19 protein-coding genes are annotated in these 15,592 nt (G+C 62.9%); 5 read left to right on the top strand and 14 right to left on the bottom strand.

The genetic code is table 11. The features are described 5' to 3' along the window. Positions 1–64: 64 nt before the first annotated feature. From QCE63_RS28685 to QCE63_RS28675, 3 genes are all read right to left on the bottom strand, one after another. Complete coding sequence (locus tag QCE63_RS28685; RefSeq protein ID WP_309837917.1) at positions 65–346, bottom strand: hypothetical protein; 282 nt, start codon at positions 344–346, stop codon at positions 65–67. A gap of 254 nt (positions 347–600) precedes the next feature. Continuing rightward, a complete protein-coding gene (locus QCE63_RS28680; RefSeq protein WP_309837916.1) occupies positions 601–1,014 on the bottom strand; it encodes a DUF3592 domain-containing protein in 414 nt (137 codons plus the stop codon). Then, positions 1,004–1,477 carry a type VI secretion system tube protein Hcp gene (locus QCE63_RS28675; RefSeq protein WP_309837915.1) on the bottom strand — a complete coding sequence of 158 codons (474 nt, stop codon included), beginning with the start codon at positions 1,475–1,477 and terminating at the stop codon, positions 1,004–1,006. Before QCE63_RS28675 ends, QCE63_RS28680 begins: the two co-directional genes overlap by 11 nt. Positions 1,478–1,869: 392 nt before the next feature. Between QCE63_RS28675 and QCE63_RS28670 the strand changes: the two genes are divergently transcribed. Continuing rightward, positions 1,870–2,085 (top strand): hypothetical protein, encoded by a 216-nt coding sequence (locus QCE63_RS28670; protein WP_309837913.1) that lies wholly within the window; start codon positions 1,870–1,872, stop codon positions 2,083–2,085. A gap of 88 nt (positions 2,086–2,173) precedes the next feature. On the opposite strand, the gene rhaS is transcribed toward QCE63_RS28670, so the two are convergent. The 6 genes from rhaS to QCE63_RS28640 all read right to left on the bottom strand — a co-directional run bounded on the left by rhaS (position 2,174) and on the right by QCE63_RS28640 (position 8,075). After that, complete coding sequence (gene rhaS / locus QCE63_RS28665) at positions 2,174–3,187, bottom strand: rhamnose ABC transporter substrate-binding protein (protein WP_309837912.1); 1,014 nt, start codon at positions 3,185–3,187, stop codon at positions 2,174–2,176. A gap of 77 nt (positions 3,188–3,264) precedes the next feature. After that, positions 3,265–4,275 (bottom strand): ABC transporter permease, encoded by a 1,011-nt coding sequence (locus QCE63_RS28660; protein WP_309837911.1) that lies wholly within the window; start codon positions 4,273–4,275, stop codon positions 3,265–3,267. Next, entirely contained in the window at positions 4,268–5,308 is a 1,041-nt protein-coding gene (locus QCE63_RS28655; RefSeq protein ID WP_404990227.1) for an ABC transporter permease, read from the bottom strand. The genes QCE63_RS28660 and QCE63_RS28655 overlap by 8 nt, the downstream gene beginning before the upstream one ends. After that, positions 5,308–6,825 carry a sugar ABC transporter ATP-binding protein gene (locus QCE63_RS28650; protein ID WP_309837909.1) on the bottom strand — a complete coding sequence of 506 codons (1,518 nt, stop codon included), beginning with the start codon at positions 6,823–6,825 and terminating at the stop codon, positions 5,308–5,310. The genes QCE63_RS28655 and QCE63_RS28650 overlap by 1 nt, the downstream gene beginning before the upstream one ends. 13 nt (positions 6,826–6,838) lie before the next feature. Further along, a complete protein-coding gene (locus tag QCE63_RS28645; protein WP_309837907.1) occupies positions 6,839–7,729 on the bottom strand; it encodes an amidohydrolase family protein in 891 nt (296 codons plus the stop codon). Between the two features lie 31 nt (positions 7,730–7,760). Next, on the bottom strand, positions 7,761–8,075 hold the full coding sequence (locus tag QCE63_RS28640) for an L-rhamnose mutarotase (RefSeq protein WP_309837906.1): 315 nt from the start codon (positions 8,073–8,075) through the stop codon (positions 7,761–7,763). A 164-nt stretch (positions 8,076–8,239) separates the two neighbouring features. On the opposite strand from QCE63_RS28640, the gene QCE63_RS28635 reads away from it, so the two are divergent. Next, on the top strand, positions 8,240–9,220 hold the full coding sequence (locus tag QCE63_RS28635) for a LysR family transcriptional regulator (protein WP_309837904.1): 981 nt from the start codon (positions 8,240–8,242) through the stop codon (positions 9,218–9,220). 16 nt (positions 9,221–9,236) lie between these two features. On the opposite strand, the gene QCE63_RS28630 is transcribed toward QCE63_RS28635, so the two are convergent. The 5 genes from QCE63_RS28630 to QCE63_RS28610 form a co-directional block, all read right to left on the bottom strand. Continuing rightward, positions 9,237–10,019: an SDR family NAD(P)-dependent oxidoreductase gene (locus QCE63_RS28630; protein WP_309837902.1), complete on the bottom strand. Its 783-nt coding sequence runs from the start codon at positions 10,017–10,019 to the stop codon at positions 9,237–9,239. 16 nt (positions 10,020–10,035) lie between these two features. Further along, positions 10,036–11,214: an L-rhamnonate dehydratase gene (gene rhmD, locus QCE63_RS28625; protein WP_309837900.1), complete on the bottom strand. Its 1,179-nt coding sequence runs from the start codon at positions 11,212–11,214 to the stop codon at positions 10,036–10,038. A gap of 36 nt (positions 11,215–11,250) precedes the next feature. Then, complete coding sequence (locus QCE63_RS28620; RefSeq protein WP_309837898.1) at positions 11,251–12,576, bottom strand: MFS transporter; 1,326 nt, start codon at positions 12,574–12,576, stop codon at positions 11,251–11,253. A gap of 47 nt (positions 12,577–12,623) precedes the next feature. Beyond that, a complete protein-coding gene (locus tag QCE63_RS28615) occupies positions 12,624–13,385 on the bottom strand; it encodes an SDR family NAD(P)-dependent oxidoreductase (protein ID WP_309837896.1) in 762 nt (253 codons plus the stop codon). Positions 13,386–13,539: 154 nt separating this feature from the next. After that, positions 13,540–13,779: a hypothetical protein gene (locus tag QCE63_RS28610; protein ID WP_309837895.1), complete on the bottom strand. Its 240-nt coding sequence runs from the start codon at positions 13,777–13,779 to the stop codon at positions 13,540–13,542. Between the two features lie 160 nt (positions 13,780–13,939). Here QCE63_RS28610 and QCE63_RS28605 point away from each other — a divergent pair, with 160 nt between their 5' ends. From QCE63_RS28605 to QCE63_RS28595, 3 genes are all read left to right on the top strand, one after another. Beyond that, positions 13,940–14,209 carry a hypothetical protein gene (locus QCE63_RS28605; protein WP_309837894.1) on the top strand — a complete coding sequence of 90 codons (270 nt, stop codon included), beginning with the start codon at positions 13,940–13,942 and terminating at the stop codon, positions 14,207–14,209. Positions 14,210–14,288: 79 nt separating this feature from the next. Then, on the top strand, positions 14,289–14,492 hold the full coding sequence (locus QCE63_RS28600; RefSeq protein ID WP_309837892.1) for a cold-shock protein: 204 nt from the start codon (positions 14,289–14,291) through the stop codon (positions 14,490–14,492). A 241-nt stretch (positions 14,493–14,733) separates the two neighbouring features. After that, a complete protein-coding gene (locus QCE63_RS28595; RefSeq protein ID WP_309837890.1) occupies positions 14,734–15,588 on the top strand; it encodes a helix-turn-helix domain-containing protein in 855 nt (284 codons plus the stop codon). Positions 15,589–15,592 lie beyond the last annotated feature (4 nt).

Genomic DNA, 15,592 nt, shown 5'->3' with positions numbered 1-15,592 from the left:
ATCGTCGGCAGATCCGCCGGCTGCGTTTTCGGTTTGCGAGGCATAAATTCTCCTTGTGAGCATGTTATGCCTCAAACACGAAATTGCTGACAGGCCCGGTGACGCCTATGCCGTCAATCAAGCCTTCGCTCACGCCCTTTATCAGGATGATTGCCCTGGCTGCGTTCATCGACAAGCTCGGGAACACTGGGTTGGTGAATGAAGCGAGCATGAGCGCTTGGGGTACGCCTACGTGCAGGATTGTGTAGCTCTCGGCGATCAGTACTCCCCCACCGAAATCCTGAACGAAAGCACCGCCGGTGAAGTCGTCCAGCTTGAGTTCCCTACCGTGGAAGTTCTGATTCATGTAGACCACACCATCGGACCCGAAGTCTGTGGTGGAAGCGTTGCCAGAGAGTTCGTGCCCCTTCGGCAAAGGAGTGCCGGGCAACTGAACGCTTCGGCAGTCGATAGCTTTTCAGTCCCATGCCGAAAGCGGAATATGCAAAGAGTCTGGAACCGCAGCCATTCGGCCCGTCCATGACAACCATGCCGCGTGGCATAGAGAACGGGCTGAGGCCGAGGCCGAGGCCGGCGCTCGCATTGGTATTGAAGTTCCAATCACTTTTTCGGTAGCTCATTATCGTTCGAACCAAAGAAGACCAGTTTTCCGCGTAATCCGGCGATGACAATGCCGAGATCTACAAGAACCGGCATGAAGCCAAACAGATTGAATGTCTGATTCACCTTTGGCCCTGTTCGCGGTGCGCTTCGGATATAGCGAACTTCAAGCCGATCCCCGACTTCAACTGGATACGTGCTACTCCCTGGGAACGAAATGCGTTCACCGCTGCTGGTCGTTAATGCCACCTCTGGGTGATAGGCGCCATGATTGAGTCGGGTGACGTCACCGACCGCGACCGTGGTTCGAAGATAGAACTCAACATCGAGCTGCAAAAATGGCCACGAACTTGCCAGGACACATAGTCCGATGAACACGGACACCCACTCGACTCGTTTGAGATCAGGTTTCACGGTTCTCGCTCAGATCGAATGCAGCAACGATGGCGCCTCCATTGCCGCCCGTCGGCTTTTGCAGCATGTACTCCTGCTTTACTTTCGAAAACGAGAGCTTCACGGTTTCGATATAGGCGCCACTCGCGCCAACAGGATTGCCCCCTGTGATGCGGACATCCACCAATGTGAACTCCTGAAAGTCGAGAGGTACACCGCTCGGCTTGCGCATCGTGAGCATGGCTTTCGGTATCGGCGCACCGTTCAATGCGTTACGCATGAGATTTGGGCTGGCGCAATCAATATGGTGCACGATCTCCATATCCTGCACGGTCGCCTTGCCCATGCCGTTGCCTACGCTCGAGAGGTTATGTGAATCAGAGCAAATGCGCCATGTCCAGCTCATCACTTCGATCTCGTTGACATGACCGTGCTCTTGCGATTCTCCGCGAATGCTGTCTATTTTCAGGAAGATGTCTGCCATAGTTGATTCTTCTCGGGCCGTGATCGGATAGGCCACGCCATGGGTTCAGGTATGGAATTCAACGATTACCCTGCAGCGCAGCGACGGCGCATCGGGTCCTTGAGATGCAAACTCATCCGCAGGTATCACGACGCGATTCAGCTTTACCCAAGTGCCATGCAGATCGAATGAGTAAAATCCGAATTAACGATCGAATTGTCGGGTCGTAGGCCACAAGTAACCCGCCGCTGCCTTCAATAGAGTTCGCAGCGCCTGCCGTACCCGCCATGATTGAGCTTGACCACTACGCCTGACGTCACTGTGGAGTGCAGGAAAAAGCGAAAGTTCGATAAGCTGAACTGTCCGAATGAGAGGAGGATCGTCACGGCGATTCCTATCGTCAGTCAGTCAATATGCTTGACTTCAAGCCTTATGGTTCACTTATGTCGCTGTTTGGCATGGCACCTATTCAAGGCCCCAAAGCGCATGGAAAAATCACCTCACCGCTCAAGCGTGAAATCAAATCCGATCGAACAAAATGCGAAATATCTGAATCATGCTTCATCGACTATGAACCGAACGGCGGCAGAACGGGGATGCGTTCCGACATCCGCGCATTAACCCAATAGCCTCCGCCTCAAAGCCGACACAAAAAAACGGGACGCCCGCAAGCGTCCCGTCATCTCTCAGGTCCAACACACGCTTCGCCCTACGCCTTCAAAAATTAAAGTTATCGATATTCGCCGCATCAAACGTCGTAGGTGGTCCGAGAATCACTTCCCCGCTCTTCCCCACTGTCCGCTTACCCAACTTCCCAGCTTCAAACGAATCCCCTTCCTTGCCGGTAATCGTCCCTGACGCCAGATTCGCCGCCGCGAACGCCGCGAGATAACCGAGTTGACCCGGATCCCACAACTGAAACGCCTTCACGGTCCCGTTCTTCACGAACGCGCGCATCTGATTCGGCGTGCCGAGTCCGGTCACGACCACCTTGCCCTTGGCCGGCGAACTCGAGATATAGCGTGCCGCAGCCGCAATCCCCACCGACGTCGGCGCCACAATGCCCTTCAGATTCGGATAAGCCTGCAACAAACCCTGCGTCTCGACGAAGGATTTCTGATCGTCGTCATTGCCATAGGCAATCTTCACGAGCTTCATCTTCGCGTACTCGGGTTTCTTCAACTCCTCCTGCATCCACTTGATCCACGTATTCTGATTCGTGGCATTAGGCGTCGCCGACAAAATCGCGAACTCGCCCTCGCCGCCAATCAACTTGGACAGCAACTGAATCTGCCCGCGCCCGATCGCCTCCGAATCGGCCTGATTGACGAAGATCTGCCGTCCATCCGGCGCGGTATCCGAGTCGAAGGTGACAACCTTGATCCCCTGCGACATCGCTTTCTTCAAATACGGCACGACTGCATTCGCATCGTTGGCGGCGATGACGATCGCGTTCTGCCGCTGCGTGATCAGCGTGTTGATGTAACTCACCTGCGACGACGCCCCCGCATCCGACGGCCCCACGACTTTGCCATCGCCCTTCATTTCCTTGATGGCCGCCATGCCGCCGTCATCGGCGATGACTTCGTACGGATTGTTGATCTGCTTCGGCAGGAAGGCGATCTTCAGGCCGCTCTTGACCTCGGCGGCGGCGGCCGTCAGCGCGACGGTCACCGCAAGAACCGCCGCCAGCACGGCCGGGCCGCGCGGGAAACGAATAAGCTTCTTCATGTCGTAAAGTCTCCTGTCATTGCGCGCGGACAGCGATAAAGCGAATCCTTGCGCTGGTTATCGACGAGCACCGCCAGTCATTCAGTCACGCCCCGGATCATCAGGCGTTTCTCGCGCACGGCCCGCCAGCGCGCCACGAGATTCGGAATCAGCACCGACGAAAGCAGCAACGCCCCCGTCACGATGGTCAGCGTCTCGCTCGACACATCCGCGAGCGTCAGCGCATTGCGCAGCACGCCGATGATCACGAGCGACAGCAACACGCCCACCATCGAGCCGCGTCCGCCGAAAATGCTCACGCCGCCGAACAGCACCGCCGCGATCACCGAGAGCTCGAAGCCTTCGCCGTTGTCGCCGCGTGCGCTCGTAAAGCGCAGCGTATAGACGATGCCCGCGAGCGCCGCCATCGCCCCCGACATCATGAAAAGCCTGAGCTTGGTCTTCGCGACATCGATGCCCGAGAACTGCGCGGCCGTGGGATTCGCGCCGATCGCGAACAGGCTGCGGCCGAACGGCGTCGCCTGCAACAGCACGGTGAAGATCACCGCGCCCGCGATCACGAGAATGAACGGCATCGGCAGGAACGTATCGCCCAGCGTATTGATGCCGAACGCCGTGTACGCCGCCGGAAAATCCGCGATCGCCTGGTCGCCGAGCAGCACGTACGCCAGGCCGCGAAACAGCGCGAGCGTGCCGATCGTCACCGCCAGCGAAGGCAGGTTGAAGCGCACGATCACCAGACCGTTCAAGAGCCCCGCCAGCGTGCCGAACAGCAGCACGAGCACGATGACCAGCGGCATCGGCAGGCCCATGTGCCAGAGCACGCCCATCAGCGCGCTCGATGCGCCAAGCACCGACGCCACCGAAAGATCGATCTCCGCCGCGACGATGATGAGCGTCATCGGCAGCGCGATCAGTGCGATCTCGGTGAAGTCGGCGAGCATGTTCGACACATTGGCCGCCGACAAGAACAGCGGCGACAGCACGCGCCCCGCCGCCAGCGACACCACCAGCACGATGGCGAGCATCGCTTCCCATTGCAGGTGACGGCGGCGACTCGTCGAGAGTGCGGAATCCGGTTTAGCCATGATCGCGTTTCCTCATCATGCGGCGCGCCACCGAGCGCGCGAGCAAGGTATCGAGCGCGATCGCCGCGACGATCAGCGCACCCTGGATGGCCTGCTGCCAGAACGGCGACACGCGCAGCACCACCAGCGCGATGTTGATGACGCCGAGCACCAGCGCGCCGAGCGTCGCGCCCGCGATGGTGCCGACGCCGCCCGTGATCGCCACGCTGCCCACCACCGCCGCGGCCACCACCTGAAGCTCGATGCCCTTCGCGGTGCTGGCATCGACGGTGCCGAAGCGCGCGAGCCACAGCACGCCGGCCAGGCCGGCTATCGCGCCGGACAACAGGAAACCGATCATCACGCGCCGGTCCACGCGAATGCCGGCAAGCCGCGCCGCCTCGGGATTCGAGCCGATCGCGTAGTGCTCGCGCCCGCCGCGATACTGCTTCAGATACACCGACAACGCGATCAGCACCACGAGCGCAATCAGCACGAGGTTCGGCACGCCGAGCAGCGAGCCGGTGGCGATCGCCGCGAACGCATCCGGCAAACTCGTTGCATTGATCTGGCCGCCGTGGACCCATGCGTAATCGGCGCCGCGCACGATGTAGAGCGTCGAGAGCGTCGCGACCAGCGAAGGCACGCGGCCAAAGGTAACGAGCACACCGTTCACCCCGCCGATCACGCCGCCAATGCCGATACCCGCAAGCAGCGCAACGATCACCGGCACATGCGGGAACATGACGAACAGGCTGCCGACCGCATACGCGCTCACGCCGACAATCGACGCCACCGAGAGATCGATATGCCGCATCAGCATGACGATCGTCATGCCCGCCGTCAGCAGGCCGATGATCGCGACATTGAGCAGCACGTCGCGCAGGTTCTGCAGGTTCAGGAAGTCGGGCTTGGCTGCCGCCGTCGCGCCGATCAGCACCAGCAGCACGATAAAGAGCGTCAGTTCGCGGCTTTTCGCGATGGAAACCGCGATACTGTCGCGCTTGGTTTCGGCGGGCGGCATCGCGGGCAGCGTCGGAGAATGTCGGGTCATCATGCGGCGCGCCCCAGATTCTGCGGCGACGCGCCGAGTGCGGCACTCATCACCCGTTCTTCGTTGGCATCCGCACGGGCGATGTCCGCGCTGATGCGCCCTTCGTGCATCACGAGCACGCGGTCCGCCATGCCGAGCACTTCCGGCAGTTCGCTCGAAATCATCAGCACGGCCATACCCTCCTTCACCAGTTCCGCCAGCGTGCGGTACACCTCGGCCTTCGCGCCGACATCAATGCCGCGCGTCGGTTCATCGATGATCAGCACCTTCGGATCCGTGGCCAGCCATTTGCCAAGCACGACCTTCTGCTGATTGCCGCCCGACAGCGTGCCGACGGGCGCATCGAGATCGCTTGCCTTCAAGCGCAGACGCTTGCCCCAGTCGGCCGCCAGCGACGACTCGCTGCGCGCCGTAATGAGCCCATGCCGCATCAGGCGTCCGAGCACCGTCAGCGATGCATTGCGCGCAATGCTCAGTTCCAGCGCGAGCCCCTGGGCGCGACGGTCTTCCGGCACCAGCGCGAGACCTGCGCGCACGGCGGCGGCCGGCTTCCCAAGCGCGAGCTTCTTGCCGGCGATCTTCACTTCACCGCCGTCCACCGGATCGACGCCGAAGATCGCCCGCGCCACTTCGCTGCGCCCCGCGCCGACCAAGCCCGCCAGCGCGACGATCTCGCCCGCGCGCACATCGAAGGAAATGTTCCGGAACACGCCCTGCCGCGTGAGATTGCGCACCGAGAGGCGCACGTCGCCGGGCGTGACATCGGCTTTCGGATAGAAAGTGTCGAGGTCGCGGCCCACCATCCAGCTGACAATCGCGTCGATGTTCATGTCCGGCGTGAGCGCGTCGCAGACCTTCATGCCGTCGCGCATGATCGTCAGGCGCTGCGTCAACGCGAACACTTCGTCCAGTCGATGCGTGATGAATAGAATGGCCACATCGCGCTCGCGCAGCGCACGGACGATCGCAAACAGCCGCTCCACTTCCGGCAGCGAGAGCGCGGCGGTCGGCTCGTCCATGATGAGTACGTTCGCATCCAGCGAGAGCGCCTTGGCAATCTCCACCACCTGCTGATCCGCAATCGACAGTCCGCGCACCAGCCGCTGCGCCCGCAGACTCACCCCGAGCGACGCAAGCAGCGCATCCACTTCGCGATGCATCTCGTCGTAGCGGATACGGCCCAAGCGGTCGCGCGGCTGCCGGCCCATGTAGATGTTCTCCGCGATCGACAGATCGGCGAAGAGCGTCGGCTCCTGATAGATCACCGCGATACCGGCATCGCGCGCCTCGGCCGGATTGGCGAAGCGGCGCGCGACGCCTTCGATGCGCAATTCGCCCCCATCGGGCTGATAGACGCCTGCGAGCAGCTTGACGAGCGTCGACTTGCCCGCGCCGTTCTCGCCGAGCAGCGCATGCACTTCGCCGGGAAAGAGTTGCAGGCTGCCGTCGCCGAGCGCGCGCACGCGGCCGAACGACTTGCTTGCGTGCAGGAGTTCGAGACGGGGTGTCATGGTCATGGCGATGCCCTCTCTAGATCCGGTAGATGCGCTCGGCGTTGCGCACGAACAGCGCGTCCTTCTCGCTGTCGCTGGCATCGCCGACGATCCGCGCATACGCGTTCCACAAGCCCGTGTACGTGCCGAACAACCGGTCCACCGGAAAGTTCGACGCGAACATCGCGCGCTCGCAGCCGAACGTGTCGATGCATTCGTGCACGTAGGGCCGCAGGCTTTCGATGGTCCAGTCGTGATCGAACATCGCGAAGCCGCTCAGCTTGACCGCGACGTTCGGACACGCGGCCAGCAGGCGCATGCCGTCGCGCCATTCGCGATAGCCGCGCGTCGCGTTCCGGTCGACGAACATGCCCGCGTGATTGACGATGAACTGCGTGTCGGCGTGCTCGCGCGCCAGTTGCGCCGCTTCCGCCATCTGCGACGGATACAGTTGCAGGTCGAACGACATGCCGTAGCGTCGCAGCAAGCCAAAGTGCTCGCGCCATTGCGGCTCACGCATGTAATGGCGGCTGACATAGTCATACAGCCGGTCGTCATGCACGTTGAGAATCTGGCGAATGCCGCGCGTGTTGGCAAACGCGGCATGGGCTTCGAGCACGGCCGGTGCATCGTCCGCCGAAAGATCCGCGCCCGCCACGATGCCGTTCGGCATGCCGCGCCCTGCGCCATCCGCGATGCCCTGAAGCCAGCGCGTTTCCTCCACCGGATCGGCGGGATCGTGATTGGCGTCCACGTGCACGATCTTCAGCACCTCGATGTCCTCGGCATCGCGCAGCAGATCGCCGAGCAGATAGTCGTGCTTCAGCTTGCGCGCGTCGCCGACGAAGGACGTCTGCGGATTCGCGAGCCAGGGATAGTGATGCGTGGACAGATCCCACAGATGGATATGCGGATCGACGACCTGCATGGTTGCGCTCCTCGCGAAAGCGGCCAGGGTTTCAGGGTAGATGGAAGACCGGCGTCAGCGGCACGCTCACAGGCGCGTTGTCGGCGTGCGTCTCCATCAGTTCGGCCATGCTGTCCCACCACGTGCGCATGATGGGCAGCATCGGCAGCGCATCGACGGTATGGTCCGCCATGCGCGCGTAGAGGGCGAAGAGATGTCCGGTCGATTCGTCGAGAAAGATGCGGTAATCGCGGATGCCCGCGGCATGCAGTGCATCGGCCAGTTCCGGCCAGATCTCGCGATGCCGCCTTGCGTATTCGTCGCGCATGCCTGGTTTCAGGGTCATGCGAAATGCCACTGTCTCCATGGCGGACCGCCTTGTTCTGATTGGGTGTTTCCCTGTGTCCGGGACTCGTTGTGCTGCGACTATAATTCGCCGACCGATAACACGACAATCCGAATGCAGGATTGGCCGATCGCAAAACCGTATCGCTGCGCCGTATCATCGCGCGCTTTCACGCGGACTGTCGAATGAACGAGATTGCGTCCCACACTGTGTCGCCAGGCACATCGCCGAGCATTTCCCCAAGCGCCCTGGTCAATCGCCTGAAGTTCAAGCATCTCGCGCTGCTGGTCGCCCTCGACGATGCCCGCAACCTGCATCAGGCCGCCGAAACCATCAACGTGGCGCAGCCGAGCGCAAGCCGCATGCTGGGCGACATCGAAGAAGCGTTCGGCTTCCTGCTGTTCGAGCGCAATGCGCGCGGCATGCAGCCGACGCCGCTGGGCATGGCGGCGCTGGCTTACGCGCGCCGCTCGCTTGCGGATCTCACGCGCTTTGCCGAAGACCTCGACGCCAAGCGCCGCGGCGGTCATGGCCAGTTGACAGTAGGCGCGATCATGGGCGCTGCGCCCGATGTACTGGCCATGGCCGTCACCGAACTGAAAGTCGAACGGCCCTTGCTGAACGTGCGCATCCTTGGCGAAACCAGCGATCAGGTCGTGCAGTTGCTGCATCGCCGCGAAGTGGACCTGGCGCTCGGACGGCTGACCACGCCGCTGCAACACAACGACTTCGACTTCGAACCGCTTGCCCGCGAGGCCATGCGGCTCGTGGTGCGCGCGAGCCATCCGCTGGCCGGAAAGAGCGCACTCACGCTCGAACAACTGGTGAGCTGGCCGTGGATCCTGCAACCGATCACGAGCCCCGCGCGCGCACTCTTCGAAGACGAACTCGCCCGTGCGCGACTCAGCTCGCCGGCGGACATCGTCGAATGTGCGTCGATCTTCGCGACCCTTCAGCTGCTGCAAAACGGCGAGGCGGTCGCGATGCTGCCCGAGTCCGTCGTGCGCGACTATCTGCGCGCGCAGTTGCTGGTGGAACTGCCGATCGAGGTCGGCAAGAGCCTGTCGGGCTTCGGGCTGCTGCGCCGCCGCTTCGAAACCTTGAGCGAACCCGCCGAGTATTTCATCGCGCTGCTGCGCAAGTACTCGGCGTCGACACCGCACTGAAGCGCCTTATTGCACCTCATTGCAGGTTCACGAACAGCCCGCCATCGACCAGCAAGGACGCGCCCGTCACATAGCGCGCGCGATCTGAGCCCAGGAACACCACGCATTGCGCGACGTCGTCGGGCTCGCCCAGGCGGCCGAGCGGAATGCGCTTCTCCATGTAGGCGCGCTTGTCGGGATCGGCGAGATCTTCGGCGTTGAGATCCGTCGCGATGGTGCCCGGCATCACCGAATTGCAGCGGATGCCATAAGCCCCCAGCGCGATCGCGCACGACTGCATCAGCGAATGCACGCCCGCCTTGGTCGGCGTGTAATGCGTCTGCATGCCGCCGCCGACGAGCGCGCTGATCGAACTCGTCGCGACAATGGCGCCGCCCGTGCCCTGCGTCTTCATCTGGTTCGCCACCGCCTGCGTTACATAGAACGCGCCGTTCAGATTCACGGCGACCGTGGTTTCATACACGGCGGGCGGCATGTCGAGGAACGCATGAAACGGGCAGATGCCGGCGTTGCTGGACAACACGTCGATACGCCCGAACGCCTCCACCGTGCGCCGGACCAATTCAGTGCCCGTGTCGCGCTCGGCGACATTGCCTTCCACGGCAATCGCACGTCGTCCCAGCGCCTCGATCTCGCTGACGATCGATTCCACCGCCGACCCGCGGCCATAGGAACGATCGTTGTCGCCCCAGTAGTTGATGGCGACGTCCGCGCCTTCGCGGGCGCTGGCCAGCGCAATCGCCCGGCCGATGCCACGCGATCCGCCCGTCACCACGACGACCTTGTTCTCAAGCAGCATGACGTCCTCGTCCTCTTCAGTGGGTATAAGGCCGTTCGAGCTTGCACTCGGGATTGAGCCGCACGCCGAAGCCCGGCGTCTCGGGCACCTTCATGCGGCCGTTCACCGGCACGGGCTCGTCGAGCAGCAGTGGGTTGAACATCGGCACCACCTGATCGGCCTTGGGCGCCATCATCAGGAACTCGGCGAACGGCGAGTTGTGACGCGTGACGACGAAGTGATAGCTGTACACCGACGAACCATGCGGCACGACCAGCACGTTGTGCGCATCCGCGAGCGCCGAAATCTTGATGAGTTCCGTGATGCCGCCGCACCAGCCCACGTCCGGCTGCACGAGGTCCGCGCAGCCCATCTCGAACAACATGCGGAAGCCCCAGCGCGTCGCCTCGTGCTCGCCGGTCGACACCATCATGCCGGCGGGCACGCTGCGGCGCAGTTCGGCATAGCCCCAGTAGTCGTCCGGCGGCAGCGCTTCCTCGATCCACTTCAGGCCATATTCGCGCGCCGCGTGCGCCAGCCGTTTCGCGTAGTTCAGATCGAGGCTCATCCAGCAGTCGAACATCAGCCAGAAGTCGTCGCCCACTTTCGAGCGCATGTCCGCCAGCTTGGCGAGATTCTTCGCGAGCCCTTCCTCGCCTTCCGCCGGACCGTGCTGCAAGGGCATCTTGCCGCCGATGAAGCCCATCTGCTTCGCCAGATCGGGCCGCGCGCCGGTGGCGTAGAACTGGAGTTCGTCGCGCACCGGGCCGCCGAGCAGCTGGAACACCGGCTCCTTGCGCACCTTTGCAAGCAGGTCCCACAGCGCGAGATCGACGCCCGAGATCGCGTTCAGCACAATGCCCTTGCGTCCGTAATAGAGCGTCGCGTTGAACATCTGATCCCACATCTTCTCGATGTCGGTCACGCGCTGTCCTTCCAGAAAGCGCGCCAGATGCTTCTCGACGATGAACGCGCCGATCTCGCCGCCCGTCGTCACCGCGAAGCCGACCGTGCCGTCGCTCGCCTCGATCTCCACCACCAGCGAGCCGAGCACGTTCAATCCAAACGACTGGCGGCTCTTGCGGTATTCGGGATAGCGCGCCATCGGCGTGGCAATGTGGTCGTCGATCCAGTGATCGGCGCCCTGATCGTGATAGTCGGCGCCGCCGCCGCGAACCGTAAAGGCGCGCACCTGGCGAATCGTGGGCATGGACATGGTCTGCTCCGTGTTGGGCTGGGTGTTTCAGAAGGTTCAGGATGCGCGTGCGTCGCTGGCGCGCGCATCGGCAAGCGGGAGGTCGCGGTGCGGGCGCACCATCACGACGATGATCAGCGCCGCCAGCACGCTCGCGCCGCCGAGCACCGTGAGGCCGGCGCCGGTCGAATGCAGGGCGGCGTCGGCGGCGGTGCGGGCCATCGGCGCGAAGAAGCCGCCGAGTCCGCCGAGCGAGTTGATCAGCGCAATGCCGGCCGCGGCGGCCGCGCCGGTCAGGTAGCGCGTCGGAAACGTCCAGAACAGCGGCTGCGCGGCGATGAAGCCGCTCGCGGCGCAGCACAGCGCAATCAGCGAGATGGCCGGATGCCCCGCCAGCCCCGACACGGCAATCGCAACGCCCGACATCAGCAGCAATGCGACGGCGCACACACGATGCCGCCCGGTACGGTCGGCGTAGCGCGGCACGATCCACGTGACGATCACGGCAACCAGCCACGGCAGCGCCGTTACCAGTCCGACGCGCAATCCCACCTTCGTGCCGAGCAACGCCGCCACTTGCTGCGGCAGATAGAACACGACGCCGTACACGGCAGCCTGAATCAGGAAGTAGACGCAGCACAGCACCAGCACACGCGGATCGACGAGCGAAGCCAGCACGCTGCGCGGGCCGTGCGAGGACGCGAAGCGGGCGTCGTCGGCGAGTCGCGCGACGAGCGTGGCGCGTTGCTCCGGCGTGAGCCAGCGGGCGCGGGCGGGATCGTCGTCGAGATACCAGAAAGCCCAGACGCCGACGATCGACGCGAGCAGACCTTCGACCAGAAACAGCCATTGCCAGCCGTTCAGGCCAGCCGCGCCGTGCAGGTCGAGCAACAGGCCCGACAACGGCGCGCCGAAGATGAACGCGAGCGGCGCGCCGAAGTAGAACACGCCGAGCGCGCGCGCCCGCGCCGACTGCGGAAACCAGCGCGTCAGGTAATAGACGATGCCCGGAAAGAAGCCCGCTTCCGCCACGCCGAGCAGAAAGCGCAAGGTATAAAAGCTGGTGGCATTGTGGACGAAGGCCATCGACGCCGAGACGAGCCCCCACGTGACCATGATGCGGCACATCCACAGCTTCGCGCCGACGCGATGCAGCAGCAGGTTGCTCGGCACCTCGAAGATTGCATAGCCGATGAAAAACACGCCGGCGCCGAAGGCAAACGCGGCATTCGACAGCCCGGTGTCCTGCTGCAACGCCTTCTGCGCGAAGCCGATGTTGGCGCGGTCCAGAAACGCCAGCACGTACATCAGCAACAGGAACGGCAGCAGCCGGCGCATCACGCGCGACGTGACGGCGCCTTCCGCGCGTGCGGAGTCATCCATGTCTCTCTCCAGAAGCGCCGCGCGGGGACGCGCGGCGGCCGTCCGCTTCAGTAGGTGGCGCGTCCGCCCGACAGGTCGAACACTGCGCCCGTGCTGAAAGCGCAGTCTTCGGAGGCGAGCCACAGGATCAGCGAGGCGGCCTCGTGCGGCAACAGGAAGCGGTTCATCGGGATCTTGGAAAGCATGTAGTCGATGTGCTGCTGCGACATCGAATCGAAGATTTCGGTCTTGGCGGCGGCAGGCGTGACCGCGTTGACGAGAATGTTCTTGCCAGCGAGTTCCTTGCCGAGCGACTTGGTCAGCCCGATCAGCCCCGCCTTCGACGCGCTGTAGTGCGACGCGTTCGGATTGCCTTCCTTGCCGGCGATCGACGCGATGTTGACGATGCGTCCATAGCCGCCCTTCAGCATGTGCGGCACGACCGCGCGACAGGTCAGATACGGGCCGATCAGATTGACATCGATCACGCGGCGCCATACATCGGGCGCGAGCTCCCAGGTGCTGCCGTTGCCGCCGGTGATGCCCGCATTGTTGACCAGCACGTCGATCCGGCCGTGCGCGGCGAGGGTTTTCTGGACGGCGGCATCGACGGAGGCTTCGTCGGTGAGTTCGACAACTGCGTCGCTGACGCGGCGTCCGGGGTGTTGCGCCGAGAGTTCGGCGCTGGTGCGTTGCAGGCGTTCGGCGTCCGCATCCCACAGGGCGACATCCGCGCCCGAGTCCAGCGCCCGTTCCGCGACGGCGAGCCCAATGCCCCGCGCGCCGCCCGTGATGATGACCGTGCGTTCAGCCAGATCGATACGGTTCATGCGTTGTCTCCTTCGTTGTCTCGTTGGTCTTATGGCCGGTTCATGCCGTGGGAAGCACTATAGTCCGGCGCCAATAGCGGAACAATTCGAAAGGGCGATCGTTCGATAGCAAAAGTGGATCGAACGGTGTGCAGCATTGAATTTCGTGGGGCGATCAGCCTGCGTGCTGCGGCCTGTCGCGCGGCCGGGATCGCTTGACGACATCCATGAAGCGCTTCTGCGCGGGCAACGCGCCATCCCTGAAATTTCTGTCCGCAAAGCGTGCGAATGCAAAAAGCGCGGCGACGCCCACGGGGCTGATCAACATGACGGCAAGCAACACGATTTCGACTCCAGTCTGACCTGAATGAAGTTTAAATTGTCGTGTGACGTCAATTGTCGTGAAATTGGACAATACTCCGTTCAACCTGCGCGAATACTGCGGCTAGTCGGCCTCGGCGGTCCGCTTCCGAATCGCCCTGCCAGCACCCCAGGCACGCGCGTTGCTCAAGCCAGCGGCCGTCGAATGAATCGCGCACGCCGCGCGCACGACGATCACTCACACACAAAAAAGCATGTTCACACCGAAAGCCTGTACCGCCACCTGCGTTCTCGACGGAATGCCCGTCACGCTCACCTACTACCCCGACACCACCCTGCTGCGCATCACCGACGCCAACGGGCGCTGTGTGCGCGAAACGCGCTGGCCGGCGCCGTGGCGGACGCTGCTTGCGACGCTGCGCGAATTCAGCGGCAACAGTAGCGATCACGAACTGTCGGCCTTGCTCGACGAGATTCCCGTTGCGCCCGCGCCAGCCCGATCGCGCGTGGCCGCGCTGGCGTGATTCCGACGCCGCCGCATAACCGTATCGATCAACCCTTGCGAGGCTCGCGCCTCGCTCAACGCTGCAAGAAGAGGAAGCAATGGCAACTGGTACTGTGAAGTGGTTCAACGACGCAAAGGGCTTTGGCTTCATCCAGCCGGACGACGGCACGCCCGACGTGTTCGCGCATTTTTCGGAAATTCGCGCTGACGGCTTCAAGTCGCTGCAAGAGAACCAGCGTGTGATGTTCGAAGTGCGCCAAGGACCGAAGGGCCTTCAGGCCGCCGAAATCCAGCCGCAATAAGGCACGAACAACGCGAGCGCAGCGCCGGAGGATTGCTTTCGGCGCGTTGCAACCGAGCTTCGTCTGACGAATTGCGTTCGACGCCTTTTTCTCAACCAGATCAATCCATTACGAGCCGTCTCCCTGCACGTTTTGAGTGCGCCGGGCCGCGCCGTTTACAATGTCCGTTCGACTGCGCCTGGCCGATCGTTGCGCCAGACTTTTCCCCTCCCGCAGTCCCACTTTTCACTCCGCTGGCGGTATGGTCACTGAAACGTCTTCTTCGGAATCACTCGCCGTCGCCGAACGCGTGCGCGAGCTCATGGGCCGTCATGGCATCGGCAAGCGGCAACAGACCGCCGAGTTGTGCCGCATCCTCGATCTGAGTTTTTCGCAAGGTCACCGCAAGCTACGTGGCAACAGTCCGTGGACGCTCGCGCAAATCCGCCGGGTCGCCGACGCCTTCGACGAACCCGCCCTCAAGCTGTTCGATTCCATCAACACGCGCCCCGACGAAACCGAAGGCACCGCGCACGACGCCGTCTTCAAGCTCGGTTCGGTGGAAATTCCTTGCATGGCGTGGGTCGGCAGTGCGCTCGACCCGGGCAGCCGGCCGGATTTCATTGCGCAGAAACTCAACGGCCGCTGGATCGTCAGCAAGCATGAAGGCGTGTTGCTGCACGAAGCGAGCGACGTCCACAAGATCGAGATCCAGCCGCGCCGGCCGGATACGGACAAGCCCATGATTGCCGTGGTCGATGACGACCACGCCTCCGCCGACAACCTCCACGACTATCTCGAAGCCACCGGTTTCGCCGCAATGGCCTTCTATGGACTCGACGCCTTCCTCGAAGCCTTGCAGACGCAGGTTTTCGATGCCGTGGTGATCGACTGGCTGTTCGGCGTGCATACCTCGGCGGGCGCGATTCGCGCCGTGCGGGAATCGGACAATCCGGATGCGCCGATCTTCGTGCTCACCGGCGAACTGACCACGGGCAAGGCGAGCGAATCGGAGATCAGCCAGCTGATTCGCGACTACAACGCCACGTGTTTCGAAAAACCCGCGCGGCTCGGCATTCTGGTGGCGGACCTCTCGAAACGCCTGATGCGCAGCTAGGCGC

This window comes from Caballeronia sp. LZ065 (assembly GCF_031450975.1).
Lineage (GTDB): Bacteria > Pseudomonadota > Gammaproteobacteria > Burkholderiales > Burkholderiaceae > Caballeronia.
The sequence above is the reverse complement of the archived record's forward strand: the minus strand, read 5'-3'. Positions and strand labels throughout refer to the sequence as shown.